Source organism: Pseudomonas iridis, from assembly GCF_017980685.1.
In the GTDB taxonomy this organism is placed as follows: Bacteria; Pseudomonadota; Gammaproteobacteria; order Pseudomonadales; family Pseudomonadaceae; genus Aquipseudomonas; species Aquipseudomonas iridis.
In genome coordinates this window covers 89,953-105,495 of sequence record NZ_JACXXO010000005.1, presented here as the reverse complement: position 1 = coordinate 105,495, position 15,543 = coordinate 89,953, and the positions used below count along the sequence as shown (strand labels likewise).

Below are 15,543 nucleotides of genomic sequence, written 5' to 3'. Positions count from 1 at the left end.
ATGTTGCGTAAAACCCTTCTGGCCAGCCTGTGCGCCGGCGCTCTGATCAGTGCTCCGGCATTCGGCGCTGCCCCCAAAGAGCTGCAAAGCGAGCAAGGCACTCTCGAAGTCACAACAATTGCCCAAGGGCTTGAGCATCCATGGTCGCTGGCCTTTCTGCCGGATCGCCAAGGCATGCTGGTGACCGAACGACCGGGCAATCTGCGCGTGGTGGGTGCAGACGGCAAGCTATCGGCTCCCCTGAGCGGTGTGCCGCAAGTGTGGGCCAAGGGGCAGGGCGGTTTGCTGGATGTCGTGTTGTCACCCGACTTTAAACAGGACCGACTGGTTTACCTGTCCTATGCCGAAGGTGGCGGCGCTGGGGACAAGGCAGGCACGGCGGTGGGGCGCGGTTACCTGTCGGATGACTTGAAAACACTGAAAGATTTCAAAGTGATTTTCCGTCAGGAACCAAAGCTCTCCACAGGCAACCACTTCGGTTCTCGGCTGGTGTTTGATCGCGATGGTTATCTGTTCATCACCCTGGGTGAAAACAACGACCGGCCGACCGCGCAGGACCTCGACAAGCTGCAAGGCAAGATTGTGCGGATCTACCCGGACGGCAAGGTTCCGGACGACAATCCGTTCGTGGGTCAGTCAGGCGTGCACCCGGAAATCTGGGCTTACGGCATTCGCAACCCGCAGGGTGCAGCACTTAACCCGTGGAACGGCACAGTCTGGGAAAACGAACACGGCCCGCGCGGCGGAGATGAGGTGAATATCATCGAACGCGGGAAAAACTACGGTTGGCCGCTGGCGACCCACGGTATCAACTATTCGCTACTGCCGATTCCTGAGGCCAAAGGCAAAAGTGTCGAAGGGGGCGTCGATCCGCGCCATGTGTGGGAGAGATCACCGGGCGTCACCGGGATGGCGTTTTACGATGCCGATCGCTTCAAACCATGGCAGAAAAACCTGTTTATCGGCGCGCTGGTGAGTCAGGAGTTGATTCGCCTGCAGTTCGATGGCGACAAGGTCGTGCATGAGGAGCGCTTGTTGGGTGAGCTCAAACAGCGCATTCGTGACGTGCGGCAGGGACCGGATGGGTACTTGTATGTGCTGACGGATGAGGAGAAGGGTTCGCTCTATAAGATCGGCCTGAAACCCGATCTCTAAGACTCATGCCCCTGTAGGAGCTGCCGAAGGCTGCGATCTTTTGATCTTGCGACTAAAAAACAAGATCAAAAGATCGCAGCCTTCGGCAGCTCCTACAGGTTCGGCATCGGCATCGGCATCAGCATCAGCATCAGCATCAGTATCAGCATCAGGGGCAGTGTCAGAATCAGTGTGAGGGGCAGACTACTCACTTCGAGAGTAAAGAATCACAGCAGCCCGTAACTTCCCCCGCCCAAACCGGCACATCTTCTCGAACTCGCCATGACTGACCGGCACATGCTGGCAGTCAATGGGCTGGCGGTGCTGGCTATGGTCGACGTCCGGATCGTGCAGGTAAACGAAATCCTCATCGCAATCGGTCACCACCACCCAGTGCGGTGATTTCGATCGAGTCAGCCGATAGCTGCTGATCAGCACCAGCGGTTGGCCTCCCGCTTCCAGTAAGCGCGGCAAATCAACCGGAGCGCCGATTACGCGCTGCACATCGGTCTGCGCCAACTGCGCGGTGAACTCTTCATGGACCAGGCGCATGACGTCTTCTTTATGCTCATTGCGTACGCCGTCGAGGAACAACGGTCCCGCCAGGCTCAACTCCAGACGCACGCGAAATCCCCGTCGCCATGCGGCGAGCGCCAATCCCTGCGGACTGCAACCACCATGCCCCGACGTCATGAAAACGGTCGTCGCCTCGCGCCAGATCTGCAGTTCCTCACGGCGCTCCAACAAGCGTTCTGACTGCAACGCCCCCATGGCCATCAACAGACACGCCGGGCCGCAGGTGAAATCGGTGGTTTGTCCGTACCAAGGCACTTTGATGCTGCGTGAGTCTCGATGCTGGAGAATGCGTTTCTCCAGGCGCAGCGCGTCAGCGTGGTCTTCGTAGTAATCGTGGATCAGTGCAAAACGCCGGTAGCCGTTGCGTTCATACAGGGCAATGGCGGCGGGGTTGTCGGTGCGCACTTCCAGGCGCAGGTACGCGCATTCGTGTTCCAGCGCGCAAGCCTCGATCCGTTGCAGCAGTTGTTTACCCAACCCGCTCCCGCGCGCCTCGGCGGCAATCGCGATGGAGTACAGGCGCGCCAGCGACGTACCACGGTGAAACAACGCCAGTGCGTAACCCCGTAAATGTCCTTCGACCTCGGCCACCAGCAGCTGTGCGTGGGCGCGGGTAATCATCCAGTGAAAACTGCGACGGCTGAGCCCGTCCGTGGTGAAACATTGCATTTCCAATGCCAGCAACGCCGGCAGATCTTCAACTACCGCCAAACGAAAAACAGCATTCATATGACCACCGTAAAAGTTGCGTAACGAAACGAGACTTTCGAAAAACTTCGTGCTTAATAGAAAAGGTCTTGTTCTCCAACGGATCAATCTCTATGTCAGCGGTACAGGGTCATTGGCGCGAAGTATCCGAGCAAAATTTGCCGGCGGCAACTTATTTAAATTCAGCGACTGGCACTTCCAGTCGAGTGTTGATCATTGTCGAGCGCAAGGAAGATTGGGCTTCGTACTTCCCCAGCGAGGACATCATCACGGCGCAGGAATACCTCGAGCAAACCCGTGACAGCGAGCCGGGCAAGCGTGTGCAAGTGATCAATCTGTGCCGCAGCTACAAGTACCTCGGCCATGGCTATTACTGCTCGCTGCTGGCCGAAGCCCGCGGACACAAAGTGATTCCGTCGGTTCGCACGATCAGCGAACTGACCAAAAAATCACTTTACGGCCTCGCGCTGGACGACCTCGATAAAACCCTGGAAAAAGCCCTCAGTCATCATCTATATAGCGATACCGAAGGTTTTACCCTGACGCTTTATTTCGGCAAGACTCATATCGAGCCATTACAGGATCTGGCTCGACAATTGTTTGAAGTGTTTCCCTGTCCAATTCTGTTAGTTGAGTTTCGTCGAACTAACGGTTGGCACATCGAGGGCATAAAGTCCGGCACGTTACATAAGTTGCGCGACGATCAGGAAGATCAATTCGCCAATGCCCTTGATGGCTTCAGCCGCAAAGTCTGGCGGGTGCCGCGTTCCCGGCAAGTGGCGCGGTATGACGTGGCGATCTTGCACGATCCGCAGGAAGCGTTGCCGCCATCAAACAGCAAGGCGCTTGCGAACTTTGTTCGGGTCGGCAAGACCATGGGCATCGACGTCGAGCTGATCGAGCGCAAGGATTACGCGCGACTCGCCGAGTACGACGGCTTGCTGATTCGCGAAACCACCAGCGTCGACAACCATACCTACCGTTTCGCCAAGAAGGCTGAAAGCGAGGGGCTGGTAGTGATGGACGATCCGGCCTCGATTCTGCGCTGCACCAACAAGGTCTACCTCACCGACCTGCTCAACAGCCATCAACTGGGCATGCCGGCGACGGAGATTCTGTACAAGGAACGCCCCGAAGATTTCGAACGGGTAGGGGAACGGCTGGGTTTTCCGTTGGTGTTGAAGATCCCCGATGGCTGTTTCTCGCGAGGTGTGATCAAGGTCGAAAGCCAGCAGGCGCTGCTCGAAGCCACGGCCGAGCTGTTCGAACATTCGGTGCTGTTGCTGGCACAGGAGTTTTTCTACACCGAGTACGACTGGCGCATTGGCGTGCTCAACCGCAAACCGATCTTCGCCTGTCAGTACTTCATGTCCAAGGGGCACTGGCAAATCTACAACCACAAGGCCAAGGGCCAGGACATCAACGGCGAATGCCGGACAATGGCGATCCACGAGGCACCCCGCGCCGTGGTGGAACTGGCGGTGAAAACAGCCAACCTGATCGGCGATGGCCTCTATGGCGTGGACCTGAAACAGGCTGGCGACAAGGTGGTGGTGATCGAAGTCAACGACAACCCGAACCTGGACGCCGGCATCGAAGACGCTTTTTTGCAGGACGACTTGTATTCGCTGGTGCTGGAAGAGTTCGTGCGGCGGCTGGAGCTCAAGCGTCGCGGCCAGGCCTGGTGAAGCGCCGATGATCAACAGTTTTGCATTGAGCCGCGGCGCCTTGCAGCGCGTCGAACGACTGGACGCCGAGGTGATGCTGTTCAGCGATCCCGACGCCGCCGAGCGCGACCTGCTGCACAGTCATTTCAAAGTCGATGAGCACGCACTCGCCTCGGCACTCGATCCGGACGAAGTGTCGCGAATCGAGTTTCACCCCGACCACTTGTTCCTGATCTGGAAGCGCCCGGAAAACTATTCCGGTGGCGGCAGCCTGGCGTTTGAGGTGTCTTCCTGCGGTTTGCTGTTTTCGCCCGGGCAGTTGCTGGTGATCGCCACCGACGACACGCCGCTGCACGGCCTCGGCACTCGCCAACCTTTAAACACGCCACTGGATGTTCTGCTCGACCTGCTGTTCAACAACATCCATCACTACCTAGGGCATTTGAAGGTGATCAAACTGGTCGCCCGCGAGTTGCAGCAAAAATTCAACGCGTCGATGCAGAACCAGCATCTGGTTCAGATGTTCAACCTCAGCGAAAGCCTGATCTATTACATCAACGCCCTGCACAGCAACGGCGCGGTGCTGACGCGGCTGCGCAACCACGCTGAAAAACTGCATTTCAACAGCGAAGCGATCGGCCTGATCGACGACCTGATCATCGAAAACAACCAGTGCTACAAACAGGCGGAGATTTACTCCACGGTGTTCTCCGGGCTGATCGACGCGCGTGGCAACCTGATGAACAACAGCATGAACAACCTGTTGCGCAAACTGACGTTGATCAACGTGGTGTTTTTGCCGTTGAACCTGATTGCGAGCATTGGCGGGATGTCGGAGTTCAGCATGATGACCGCGGGAACGCCGTGGTGGGTGTCGTATCCGCTGTTTCTGGCGGCGATGTTGCTGGCGGCCGGGGGGATGTTGTTTGGGCTGCGGCGCTTGGCCAGTTGATCGTTGGTAATCCCTTTAGGAGCTGCCGAAGGTTGCGATCTTTTGACGTTGGCTGTTAAAAGATCGCAGCCTTCGGCCGCGCCTACACGGTTTATGTATTTCTGACAGTCCCGCTTTTGGCCGAACCGCCACCGTGATGCCTTGTTATAGTTCGGGCCTCATTTTCAGCCCGGTAAAGGATCACTGCCATGTCTCAATACACCGCCTTCAGCGTCGAACTGGCCGACAATATCGCCCATGTGCAGATCAATCGTCCGGAAAAAATCAACTCGATGAACGCCGCGTTCTGGAGCGAGATCGTCGAGATTTTCCATTGGATCGACGACACCGACGAAGTGCGCGTGGTGGTGCTCAGCGGCAACGGTAAACACTTTTCCTCCGGCATCGACCTGATGATGCTCGCCGGCGTCGCCAATGAACTGGGCAAGGATGTCGGCCGCAACGCGCGCCTGCTGCGCAAAAAGATCCTGACCCTGCAAGCCTCGTTCAACGCCGTCGATAACTGCCGCAAACCGGTCATCGCGGCGATTCAGGGTTATTGCCTGGGTGGCGCGATCGATCTGATCGCCGCCTGTGACATGCGTTACGCAGCTGAAGATACGCAATTCTCGATCAAGGAAATCGATATCGGCATGGCCGCCGATGTTGGCACTTTGCAACGGTTGCCACGGATCATCGGTGACGGCATGCTGCGTGAGCTGGCTTACACCGGTCGCAACTTTGGCGCTGAAGAAGCGCGCAGCATCGGTCTGGTCAATCGCGTTTACAGTGACAAGGACGCGCTGCTCGAAGGTGTGCTGGACATCGCCCGCGACATCGCGTCCAAGTCGCCCATCGCAATTGCCGGCACCAAGGAAATGATCAGCTACATGCGTGACCATCGCATCGACGACGGCCTCGAATACGTTGCCACCTGGAACGCCGCCATGTTGCAATCCACCGACTTGCGCGTGGCCATGGCCGCCCATATGAGCAAACAGAAACCCGAATTTGTGGATTGAGAACCATGACATCTCGCTGGACCACTGCAGTACTGGACACCGATCAACCCGGCGGCTGGGCCGTGGCGCGTAGCCCCGAAGGCTTTCTGTTCGACGACAACGGCGCGCTGTTCCCGCGGGAATGGCTCAAGCGTCAGGACTTGTCGGTGCTGGCCGAGCATGGCATCGGCCACCTCGATGGCGAGCCGGTGTACCTGCTGGAGTTGCGCAGTGCCAGCGAGGTCATGGGTTGCAGCTGGAAGGGCCTGCGGGCGTTCATGCTCGACGGCGATCACACGATCTACAAAGTGCTGGGTTATGCCGCGCAGATCGGCACCTGGGCCCGTGAACACCGCTTCTGTGGCAATTGCGGGCAAGCCATGACGCAAGTGCCGCGCGAGCGGGCGATGTATTGCCGGCCCTGTGATCTGCGCAGTTATCCGCGGATTTCGCCGAGCATGATCGTGCTGATTACCCGTGGCGACGAAATTTTGCTGGCACGCTCACCGCGCTTCGTCACTGGCGTCTACAGCACGCTGGCGGGGTTCGCCGAGCCGGGCGAGTCGGCAGAAGACTGCCTGATTCGCGAGGTGCGCGAAGAAGTGCAGATCGAGGTGAAGAATATCCAGTATCTGGGTAGCCAGTGCTGGCCGTTCCCGCACTCGATGATGCTGGGTTTTCACGCGGAATACGCGGGCGGGGAAATTGTTTGTCAGGAAGACGAGATCGAAGACGCACAGTGGTTCAACGTGCACGACCTGCCGCCATTGCCGGCGTCAAAATCGATTGCACGTTATCTGATCGACGTTTATGTGGCGCGGCGTTTAGGCCACGCTGAACCAGTGCTGCCAGGCTAGGCGCACGGTCAATCCCAGCACCACGGTGATGAACACCGGCCGAATGAACTTGGCGCCACCGCTGATCGCGGTGCGCGCACCAAAGAAAGCGCCGACCATCACCGACAGGCCCATGCTCAGGCCGATGATCCAGTCCACTTGCCCGGAAAACACGAACACCGACAGCGCCGCAATGTTGCTGACGAAGTTCATGCTGCGCGCCACGCCGCTGGCCTTGACCAGGTCGATCGGGTACAGCAGCAAACTGCTCACCGTCCAGAATGCACCTGTACCGGGACCGGCCACGCCGTCGTAGAAACCGAGGCTGAAGCCCTGGGTCGATTGCCATTTCTTCTTGATCGGCGCGTTGCTGTCCAGCGGCGCTTTTGGCGTGCCGCCGAACAGCAGATACAGGCCACAGGCGAAGACGATCACCGGGAGCATTTTGTTCAGCCATTCTGCTGGCAGGTAATGGGCGACGACGGCGCCGGTCAACGCACCGACCAGGGTGCCGACAATCGCGTGCATCCACTGGCGAGGATGAAACAGCTTGCGCCGGTAGAACGTGAAACTGGCCGTCGCCGAACCGAAGGTTGAACTCAGCTTATTGGTGCCCAGTACCAGATGCGGCGGCAGGCCAGCGGTCAGCAGCGCGGGCGTGGTCAACAGACCGCCACCGCCGGCGATGGCATCGATAAAACCGGCAACGAAAGCGACAACGGCCAGAATGGCCAGGGTAGTGAGATCAACACTGAGTTCGAAAGGCATGGAGTCGACTGGCATGGCAGGGCGAGAGCGGGGCGCCATCATAGCCCGTAAACCGTCCACTCGCGACCCGGATCAGCACAAACACAGGCCCGCCAGAGCCTCTACTCGAGCATCACAAACTGCACGTTGCTGAGCAAGCAAGGCCCTTTGTTGCCGAATGGATCACTTGGAAAACCGAAGTGAACGTCTGCCCGGGTGAAACCCTCTGGAAGTTCGCCTTCCACGGTGACCTGTTTCTTTTGCGCGTCAACGTAGACCGTCCCGGTCCAGACTTCAGATTCCTCGCCAGCGCTGTGAGTTGCCCAGACCGTATGCGTCACGAATGAATGAATCAGCGGGTTGTCGGCCTTTTCGCGGTTGTCGATATGGAAGCGACAGTTCGCAGTGTCCTCCAAAGGTGTTGACTCGGGCGCCTGCACTTCAAAGCTGAACCTGAACATTCCGGGGGCGATTTCAAATGTATCGCTGGCCAAATATTGCCCGGTACTTCTGCCACCGGTCATTCGCGCAACGTAATTGAAGTCAAGGAGTTCGACCGACATCGGTGTATTGTAGGCATCGGGTTTCCAGTGTTTGAAATCACCGCTACTGAAATCACCATTCAGAATGCAATTTTTAGTCATGAGGGCGCCTCGATCATGGGATGCAAGTTACGTCGCGGGGAAACCGCAACGTCTCAGGCCCCATGGTTCGATAGTTACACGCCGGTGCCAACTGTCAGAAATACCAGTTCTTTAGCATCATTCGCGATTAAGGCGACGACGTTTCAATGAGAACAGGCAGAAAGTCATCAGACACAGCGATCAGCCAAGGCCCGCTCCATCCGCGCAATCCCTTCCTCCAGCAACGACCGCGGGCAGCCGAAGTTCAGCCGCACGAATTGCTGATTCTGATCGCCAAAGTCCAGCCCGGCGCTCAAACCTACCTTGGCCTGTTCAAGGAAGAACTGCTGAGGGTTTTCCAGATCCAGTGCCGAGCAATCGAGCCAGGCCAGATAAGTCCCCTGCGGCACATTGATGGTCACGCCCGGCAGACGGTTGTTCACCGCTTCAACCAGATAATCACGGTTGGCCTGCAAGTAGGTTTTCAACTCGGCAAGCCATGGTCCACCTTCGCTGTAAGCGACGCGGGTGGCTTCCATGCCCAACGGATTGACGCTGTCGACCATGCCGCAACGGGCGTGATTGACGCGTTCGCGCAGGGCGGCGTCCTGGATGATCATGAACGAGGTCTTGAGACCGGCGATGTTGTACGCCTTGCTCGCCGACATCAGGGTGATCGTGCGCTGGGCGATTTCCGGGCTCAGCGATGCGGTCGGAATGTGCACGCGGCCATCGAAGCACAGCTCGGCATGGATTTCGTCGGAGATGATCCATGCGTCCTGCGCCACGCAGGTGTTCGCCACCGCTTGCAGCTCATCGCGGCCGAACACTTTGCCGATCGGGTTGTGCGGGTTACTCAACAGCAGCGCGCCGCCACCGTTCAGCGAATCACGCAAAGTGTCCAGCGGCGTGGCGTAGGTGCCGTCAGCCTGCGGCACGAATTCCAGCTCAACCTTGTTCAAACCCCAATGAGCCGGCGCATGGCGCAGTGGCGGGTAGTTCGGCACTTGCACCACGACATTCTGCTGCGGCTGCACCAGCGCCTTGAGCGCCATGTTGAAACCGGATTCAACGCCCGGCAGGAAGATTAATTCTTGCGGTTGGACTTTCCAGGCGAACTTGTTCCAGAGGTCGGCAACGATGGCTTCACGCAGGTTGTCCTGTGCGACGCTGTAACCCACCAGCGGGTGCAGCAGGCGCTGTTGCAGCGCCTCGATGACCACCGGCGGCGCGGCGAAATCCATATCAGCGACCCACATCGGCAACACGTCGGCCGAATAGCGGCTCCACTTGGTGCTGCCCGTGTTGTGGCGGTCGAATACCTGATCAAAATCGAAAGTCATGCGCGGTCTCGTGAAGGCGGGTGAGTTCTGCCGGACATGATAAGCCCATGACCTTGTGGGAGCACACAAAACCTGTGGGAGCTGGCTTGCCAGCGATAGCGGTGGATCAGTCACCTTCATTGTTGGATGTGCCGACGTCATCGCTGGCAAGCCAGCTCCCACAGGGAATTGAAGTTGTCAGGGAGAGCCCCGACAAACGGCCGACGGTCGGTTTTCACACAGTCTGTGTGGTCATTGTCTACAGTGAAAAAGCGGGCACCCGTTGCCGCAACCGTGTTTGTCCAGATAAAGCCCGGCATCAGTACCGGGTTCCACCTGATCAGGAGTGCACGATGGATCTCAGCCGTCGTCAGTTCTTCAAGGTCGCCGGTATCGGCCTTGCAGGCTCAAGCCTGGGCGCGTTGGGCATGGCCCCGACGCCTGCCTTCGCCGAGCAGGTGCGTCACTTCAAGCTTGCCCACACCCATGAAACCCGCAACACCTGCCCGTATTGCTCGGTCGGCTGCGGCTTGATCATGTACAGCCAGGGCGATGCCGGGAAGAATGTCGCGCAAAATATCATCCACATCGAGGGCGACTCCGACCACCCGGTCAACCGTGGCACCCTCTGTCCAAAAGGCGCTGGCCTGCTGGACTTCATTCATAGCCCGGGCCGTTTGCTGTATCCGCAGACGCGCAAACCTGGCAGCAGCGAATGGACGCGGATCAGTTGGGATGAAGCGCTGGATCGCATTGTCGACCTGATGAAAATCGACCGCGATGCCAACTTCATCGAGAAGAATGAGCAGGGGCAAACGGTGAATCGCTGGCTGACCACCGGTCTCCTCGCGGCCTCGGCGGCGTCCAACGAAGCCGGCTACATCACCCAGAAAGTGATTCGCAGCCTCGGTCTACTGGGGTTCGATAACCAGGCGCGTGTCTGACACGGTCCGACGGTGGCAAGTCTTGCCCCGACGTACGGCCGTGGTGCCATGACCAATACCTGGACCGATATCGCTAACGCGAATCTGATCCTGGTGATGGGCGGCAACGCAGCAGAAGCGCATCCATGCGGCTTCAAATGGGTGACCGAGGCCAAGGCGCACAACGCCGCGCGGCTGATCGTGGTCGATCCGCGTTTTACCCGGACCGCTTCGGTGGCCGACTACTACGCGCCGATTCGCACCGGTACCGACATCGCCTTCATGGGCGGGTTGATCAATTACCTGCTGACCGAGGACAAGATCCAGCACGAATACGTGCGCAACTACACCGATGTGTCGTTCATCGTCAAAGCCGGTTATGGCTTCGAGGACGGCATCTTCAGTGGCTACGACGTGGCCAAGCGCAGCTATACCGACAAATCCGGTTGGGGTTACGAAATGGGCGAGGACGGCTTCGTCCGAGTCGACCCGACCCTGCAAGACCCGCGCTGCGTCTATCAGCTGATGAAGCAGCATTACAGCCGCTACACCATCGACCTCGCAAGCCAGATCTGCGGGATGCCGGTCGATGCCATGCAGAAAATCTGGGACGAAATCGCCACGTGCTCGATACCGGGCAAGACCATGACGATTCTCTACGCGCTCGGCTGGACTCAACATTCGATCGGCGCGCAAATCATCCGCAGTGCGGCGATGGTGCAACTGTTGCTGGGCAATGTCGGCATGCCGGGCGGCGGGGTGAATGCCTTGCGCGGGCACTCGAACATTCAGGGCCTGACCGACCTCGGATTGCTCTCCAATGCGTTGCCGGGCTATCTGTCATTGGGCACCGACACCGAGCAGGATTACGCCACCTACATCCACAAACGTACGCAAGTACCGTTGCGGCCGGGGCAACTCTCGTATTGGCAGAACTACAGCAAATTTCACGTCAGCCTGATGAAGTCGTGGTACGGCGCCCACGCCACGGCCGAGAACAATTGGCTCTACGACCATCTGCCGAAACTCGACATCCCCAACTACGACGTGTTGAAGATGTTCGACCTGATGAGCCAGGGCAAGGTCAACGGCTACTTCTGCCAGGGCTTTAATCCCATCGCCGCGTTGCCTGACAAGAACCGCGTGATGGGCGCGCTGGCCAAACTCAAATGGCTGGTGGTGATGGACCCGCTGGCCACCGAAACGTCGGAGTTCTGGCACAACGTCGGACCGTACAACGACGTCAAAAGCGCAGAGATCCAGACTGAAGTCATTCGCCTGCCGACCACCTGTTTCGCCGAAGAGGACGGCTCGCTGGTCAACAGCAGCCGCTGGCTGCAATGGCACTGGAAGGGCGCCGATGGCCCGGGCGAAGCGCAGACCGACATCCGCATCATCAGTGAACTGTTCCTGCGCCTGCGCAAGCGTTATCAGGCCGAGGGCGGCACGTTTCCCGACCCACTGCTGAAACTGACGTGGCCGTACAAGATCGCCGACGAGCCGTCTCCGGAAGAACTTGCCAAAGAGATCAACGGCAGCGCCGTTACAGACTTCACCGATGCCAGCGGCGCAACGGTCAAGGCTGGCACGCAACTGGCCGGGTTCGGCTTGCTCAAGGACGACGGCAGCACCGCGTCCGGCTGCTGGATTTTCGCTGGCAGCTGGACCGAGGCCGGTAATCAGATGGCCCGCCGCGACAATGCTGACCCGTATGGCATGCATCAGCATCAGGGATGGGCCTGGGCCTGGCCGGCCAATCGGCGGATTCTCTACAACCGCGCTTCCGCAGACGTTGCGGGCAAACCGTGGGACCCGAAAAAGCGTCTGGTCTGGTGGAACGGCAAAGTCTGGACCGGCACCGATGTGCCGGACTACAAGGCCGACGTGCCGCCGGAAGCCGGGATGAATCCGTTCATCATGAACCCGGAAGGCGTGGCGCGATTCTTCGCCGTCGACAAGATGAACGAAGGGCCATTCCCCGAGCATTACGAGCCGTTCGAAACCCCCATCGGCATCAACCCGCTGCACCCGCAAAACAAACAGGCCACCAGCAACCCGGCAGCGCGGATCTTCGATTCGGTCTGGGAAACCCTCGGCGAAGCCAAGGACTTCCCGTACGCCGGCACCAGCTATCGGTTGACCGAGCATTTCCACTTCTGGAGCAAGCACTGCAAGTTGAACGCGATTGCCCAGCCTGAGCAGTTCGTCGAAATTGGTGAGGTGCTGGCGAAAGAGAAGGGCATCGCTGCAGGTGATCGAGTGCGGGTCAGTTGCAAACGCGGATTCATTGAAGCGGTCGCGGTAGTGACTAAAAGGATCCGGCCGCTGCAGGTCAACGGCCAGGTCGTGCATCAGATCGGTATCCCGTTGCACTGGGGTTTTACCGGCCTGACGCGTCACGGTTACCTGACCAACACCCTGGTGCCGTTCCTCGGCGATGGCAACACACAGACCCCGGAATCCAAGTCATTCCTGGTCAACGTGGAGAAGCTCTGATGGAGAATCTTTAAATGGCCAGCCAAGACATCATTGCCCGCTCGGCCACCACCACGGTGCCGCCCTCGGTGAGGAATCAGGAGGCGGTGGCCAAGCTGATCGACACCACCAAATGCATCGGCTGCAAGGCTTGCCAGGTCGCCTGTTCGGAATGGAACGAACTGCGCGACGAGGTCGGCCACAACCACGGCACCTACGACAACCCGCAGGATCTGAGCGCAGAATCCTGGACGCTGATGCGCTTCACCGAGCACGAAACCGACGCCGGTAACCTCGAATGGCTGATCCGCAAGGACGGCTGCATGCACTGCGCCGAGCCGGGGTGCCTGACGGCGTGTCCGAGCCCCGGTGCGATCATCAAGCACGCCAACGGCATCGTCGACTTCGATCAGGATCACTGCATCGGTTGCGGTTATTGCATCACCGGGTGCCCGTTCAACATTCCGCGTATCTCGCAAAAAGATCACAAGGCGTACAAGTGCACCCTGTGCTCGGATCGAGTCGCGGTCGGCCTGGAGCCTGCCTGTGTGAAAACCTGCCCGACCGGCGCCATCGTCTTCGGCACCAAGGAAGACATGAAGGAACACGCCGCCGAACGCATCGTCGACCTGAAAAGCCGTGGCTTCGAGAACGCCGGTTTGTATGATCCGGCCGGCGTCGGCGGCACTCACGTCATGTACGTGCTGCACCACGCCGACACGCCGAGGATTTACGCCGGTCTGCCCGACGTGCCAACCATCAGTCCGCTGGTGGGCTTGTGGAAAGGCATCAGCAAACCGCTGGGCCTGCTGGCAATGGCTGCGGCAGTGCTGGCCGGGTTCTTCCACTACGTGCGCATCGGCCCGAACCGGGTTGAAGAGGATGAACATCCGACCACGCCCGACACCTCGGTGCATGTCGTTGATCCGGCGGTGCATACCTTCGACCCACGCGGGGAGGACCGGCCATGAGCAACAAGACGATCCTGCGTTACACCGCCAACCAGCGCACCAATCACTGGCTGGTGGCGATTCTGTTTTTCATGGCCGGGCTGTCGGGGCTGGCGCTGTTTCATCCATCGATGTTCTGGCTGACCCATCTGTTCGGCGGTGGACCGTGGACGCGGATTCTGCATCCGTACATGGGCATCGCCATGTTCGTGTTGTTCCTTGGCCTGGTGTTCAGCTTCTGGCGCAGCAATTTCTTCATCGCCAATGACCGGCGGTGGCTGCGGCGGATCAATCGGGTGATGGTCAACGACGAAGAAAGCGTGCCGCCGGTGGGCAAGTACAACGCAGGGCAAAAGCTGCTGTTCTGGACTTTACTGCTGTGCATGCTCGCGTTGCTGTTCACCGGGCTGGTGATCTGGCGCGCCTGGTTCAGTGCGTATTTCGGCATCACCGTGATCCGCTGGTCAATGCTGCTGCATGCACTGGCCGGTTTCATTCTGGTGCTGAGCATCATCATTCACATCTACGCCGGGCTGTGGATCAAGGGCTCGGTGGACGCAATGATGCACGGCTGGGTAAGCCGCGCATGGGCGAAGAAACACCATGAACTCTGGTATCGCGAGGTGACCCGCGACGAGCGTCATCCCGACGTGCCGGAGCGACCGATCACCAAAAAGGGCTGACCTTTGCCAAGCATTCTTGAACCCGGAGAAATCGAAGCGGCGGCCAGTTCGCCGCCGTTTCTGCACCTGCCACCGCACAACCTTTTTACCTTGCGCGCCGAACGCCTGGAGCGATTGGCCGAAGGCCACCCGTTGGCCGAGTATCTGCGCCTGATCGCCGGTTTGTGCCGGGCTCAGCAGCAAGTGCTGGATGATCCGCCGTCGACCGGGCCAGTCGATCAGCAACGGCTTGCCCTGTGCCAGCAACACGGTTTGCCGCCGTTCGGCGCCGATACATTGATCCGCGAAGATGACTGGCAAGCCTGGCTTGCGGCTCTGCTGCAACGCTACGCACCCCCGGCGCAACCGGCCGTGATCGATGCAATCACCCTGCTGCGTAACGCCGACTCCGGGCAATTGCGCAGTTGGGCGGTGGCGCTGGTCAGCGGTCAATATTCCATGGTGCCGGCGCAACTGGTGCCATTTCTTGGCGCGGCGTTGCAAGCGGCGTGGAGCCACTGGCTGCTCAGCGCGGCCAACCTGCAACTCAAACCCGGCGACAGCCTCAGCCAATGCCCGGCCTGCGGTTCACCGGCCATGATCGGCGTGGTTCGCCATCGCGGCAAACACAACGGCTTGCGCTATCTGGTGTGTTCGCTGTGCGCCTGTGAATGGCACGTGGTGAGGGTCAAATGCGTGTATTGCGAGTCGAGCAAAGGCCTGGACTACCTGAGTTTTGAGGACGACCGCCACGCCGCCAATCAGGCGCCACTGCGCGCCGAAGTCTGTCCGGGCTGCAACAGCTATTTGAAATTGCTCTATCTGGAGAACGATGCCGACGCCGAGGCGTTGTCGGCCGATCTGAGCAGTTTGCTTCTGGACATGCGTCTGGCGCAGGACGGCTATCAGCGTCTGGCGCCCAATCTGCTGCTGGCGCCCAATCTGCTGCTGGCGCCGGGAGACGAATGAGCGCAGCGTCTACACTCGC

13 protein-coding genes are annotated in these 15,543 nt (G+C 59.1%); 9 read left to right on the top strand and 4 right to left on the bottom strand.

What is annotated here, in order from left to right; all coding sequences use genetic code 11:
• The gene (locus tag IEQ42_RS11165; RefSeq protein ID WP_210703556.1) at positions 1 to 1,155 is read left to right on the top strand and encodes a PQQ-dependent sugar dehydrogenase; all 1,155 of its coding nucleotides are present in this window, start codon (positions 1 to 3) and stop codon (positions 1,153 to 1,155) included.
• Between the two features lie 183 nt (positions 1,156 to 1,338).
• Here the strand turns inward: IEQ42_RS11165 and IEQ42_RS11160 are convergent, their stop codons facing one another.
• On the bottom strand, positions 1,339 to 2,439 hold the full coding sequence (locus tag IEQ42_RS11160; RefSeq protein WP_210703555.1) for a GNAT family N-acetyltransferase/peptidase C39 family protein: 1,101 nt from the start codon (positions 2,437 to 2,439) through the stop codon (positions 1,339 to 1,341).
• Positions 2,440 to 2,531: 92 nt separating this feature from the next.
• Between IEQ42_RS11160 and IEQ42_RS11155 the strand changes: the two genes are divergently transcribed.
• From IEQ42_RS11155 to nudC, 4 genes are all read left to right on the top strand, one after another.
• Entirely contained in the window at positions 2,532 to 4,106 is a 1,575-nt protein-coding gene (locus IEQ42_RS11155) for a RimK family protein (protein ID WP_228731977.1), read from the top strand.
• 7 nt (positions 4,107 to 4,113) lie between these two features.
• Positions 4,114 to 5,037, top strand: a complete 924-nt coding sequence (locus tag IEQ42_RS11150) for a magnesium transporter CorA family protein (RefSeq protein WP_042559072.1) — start codon at positions 4,114 to 4,116, stop codon at positions 5,035 to 5,037.
• Positions 5,038 to 5,225: 188 nt separating this feature from the next.
• Complete coding sequence (locus tag IEQ42_RS11145; RefSeq protein WP_210703554.1) at positions 5,226 to 6,038, top strand: crotonase/enoyl-CoA hydratase family protein; 813 nt, start codon at positions 5,226 to 5,228, stop codon at positions 6,036 to 6,038.
• Between the two features lie 5 nt (positions 6,039 to 6,043).
• Positions 6,044 to 6,874 carry an NAD(+) diphosphatase gene (nudC, locus tag IEQ42_RS11140; protein ID WP_210703553.1) on the top strand — a complete coding sequence of 277 codons (831 nt, stop codon included), beginning with the start codon at positions 6,044 to 6,046 and terminating at the stop codon, positions 6,872 to 6,874.
• Here the strand turns inward: nudC and IEQ42_RS11135 are convergent.
• The 3 genes from IEQ42_RS11135 to IEQ42_RS11125 all read right to left on the bottom strand — a co-directional run bounded on the left by IEQ42_RS11135 (position 6,842) and on the right by IEQ42_RS11125 (position 9,566).
• Positions 6,842 to 7,621 (bottom strand): TSUP family transporter, encoded by a 780-nt coding sequence (locus IEQ42_RS11135; protein WP_042559075.1) that lies wholly within the window; start codon positions 7,619 to 7,621, stop codon positions 6,842 to 6,844. The two genes, nudC and IEQ42_RS11135, sit on opposite strands and share 33 nt — an antisense overlap.
• 101 nt (positions 7,622 to 7,722) lie before the next feature.
• Positions 7,723 to 8,244 carry a hypothetical protein gene (locus IEQ42_RS11130; protein WP_210703552.1) on the bottom strand — a complete coding sequence of 174 codons (522 nt, stop codon included), beginning with the start codon at positions 8,242 to 8,244 and terminating at the stop codon, positions 7,723 to 7,725.
• A gap of 167 nt (positions 8,245 to 8,411) precedes the next feature.
• Positions 8,412 to 9,566, bottom strand: coding sequence for a MalY/PatB family protein (locus tag IEQ42_RS11125; protein ID WP_210703551.1), 1,155 nt, complete (start codon positions 9,564 to 9,566; stop codon positions 8,412 to 8,414).
• 332 nt (positions 9,567 to 9,898) lie between these two features.
• On the opposite strand from IEQ42_RS11125, the gene fdnG reads away from it, so the two are divergent.
• The 4 genes from fdnG to fdhE are packed head-to-tail and all read left to right on the top strand — an operon-like array spanning position 9,899 to position 15,524.
• A complete protein-coding gene (gene fdnG, locus IEQ42_RS11120) occupies positions 9,899 to 12,964 on the top strand; it encodes a formate dehydrogenase-N subunit alpha (protein WP_210703550.1) in 3,066 nt (1,021 codons plus the stop codon).
• Between the two features lie 14 nt (positions 12,965 to 12,978).
• Positions 12,979 to 13,914: a formate dehydrogenase subunit beta gene (gene fdxH, locus IEQ42_RS11115; RefSeq protein WP_210703549.1), complete on the top strand. Its 936-nt coding sequence runs from the start codon at positions 12,979 to 12,981 to the stop codon at positions 13,912 to 13,914.
• Positions 13,911 to 14,576: a formate dehydrogenase subunit gamma gene (locus IEQ42_RS11110; RefSeq protein WP_210703548.1), complete on the top strand. Its 666-nt coding sequence runs from the start codon at positions 13,911 to 13,913 to the stop codon at positions 14,574 to 14,576. The genes fdxH and IEQ42_RS11110 overlap by 4 nt, the downstream gene beginning before the upstream one ends.
• Positions 14,577 to 14,579: 3 nt before the next feature.
• A complete protein-coding gene (gene fdhE / locus IEQ42_RS11105; RefSeq protein WP_210703547.1) occupies positions 14,580 to 15,524 on the top strand; it encodes a formate dehydrogenase accessory protein FdhE in 945 nt (314 codons plus the stop codon).
• Positions 15,525 to 15,543: the final 19 nt, after the last annotated feature.

Excerpts from the sequence above, each read along its gene's own strand:
- IEQ42_RS11130 (WP_210703552.1), bottom strand. The coding sequence starts at position 8,244 with ATGACTAAAAATTGCATTCTGAATGGTGATTTCAGTAGCGGTGATTTC.
- IEQ42_RS11125 (WP_210703551.1), bottom strand. The coding sequence starts at position 9,566 with ATGACTTTCGATTTTGATCAGGTATTCGACCGCCACAACACGGGCAGC.
- IEQ42_RS11155 (WP_228731977.1), top strand. The coding sequence starts at position 2,532 with ATGTCAGCGGTACAGGGTCATTGGCGCGAAGTATCCGAGCAAAATTTG.
- IEQ42_RS11160 (WP_210703555.1), bottom strand. The coding sequence starts at position 2,439 with ATGAATGCTGTTTTTCGTTTGGCGGTAGTTGAAGATCTGCCGGCGTTG.
- IEQ42_RS11135 (WP_042559075.1), bottom strand. The coding sequence starts at position 7,621 with ATGCCTTTCGAACTCAGTGTTGATCTCACTACCCTGGCCATTCTGGCC.
- IEQ42_RS11145 (WP_210703554.1), top strand. The coding sequence starts at position 5,226 with ATGTCTCAATACACCGCCTTCAGCGTCGAACTGGCCGACAATATCGCC.
- fdxH (WP_210703549.1), top strand. The coding sequence starts at position 12,979 with ATGGCCAGCCAAGACATCATTGCCCGCTCGGCCACCACCACGGTGCCG.
- nudC (WP_210703553.1), top strand. The coding sequence starts at position 6,044 with ATGACATCTCGCTGGACCACTGCAGTACTGGACACCGATCAACCCGGC.
- IEQ42_RS11110 (WP_210703548.1), top strand. The coding sequence starts at position 13,911 with ATGAGCAACAAGACGATCCTGCGTTACACCGCCAACCAGCGCACCAAT.
- IEQ42_RS11150 (WP_042559072.1), top strand. The coding sequence starts at position 4,114 with ATGATCAACAGTTTTGCATTGAGCCGCGGCGCCTTGCAGCGCGTCGAA.
- IEQ42_RS11165 (WP_210703556.1), top strand. The coding sequence starts at position 1 with ATGTTGCGTAAAACCCTTCTGGCCAGCCTGTGCGCCGGCGCTCTGATC.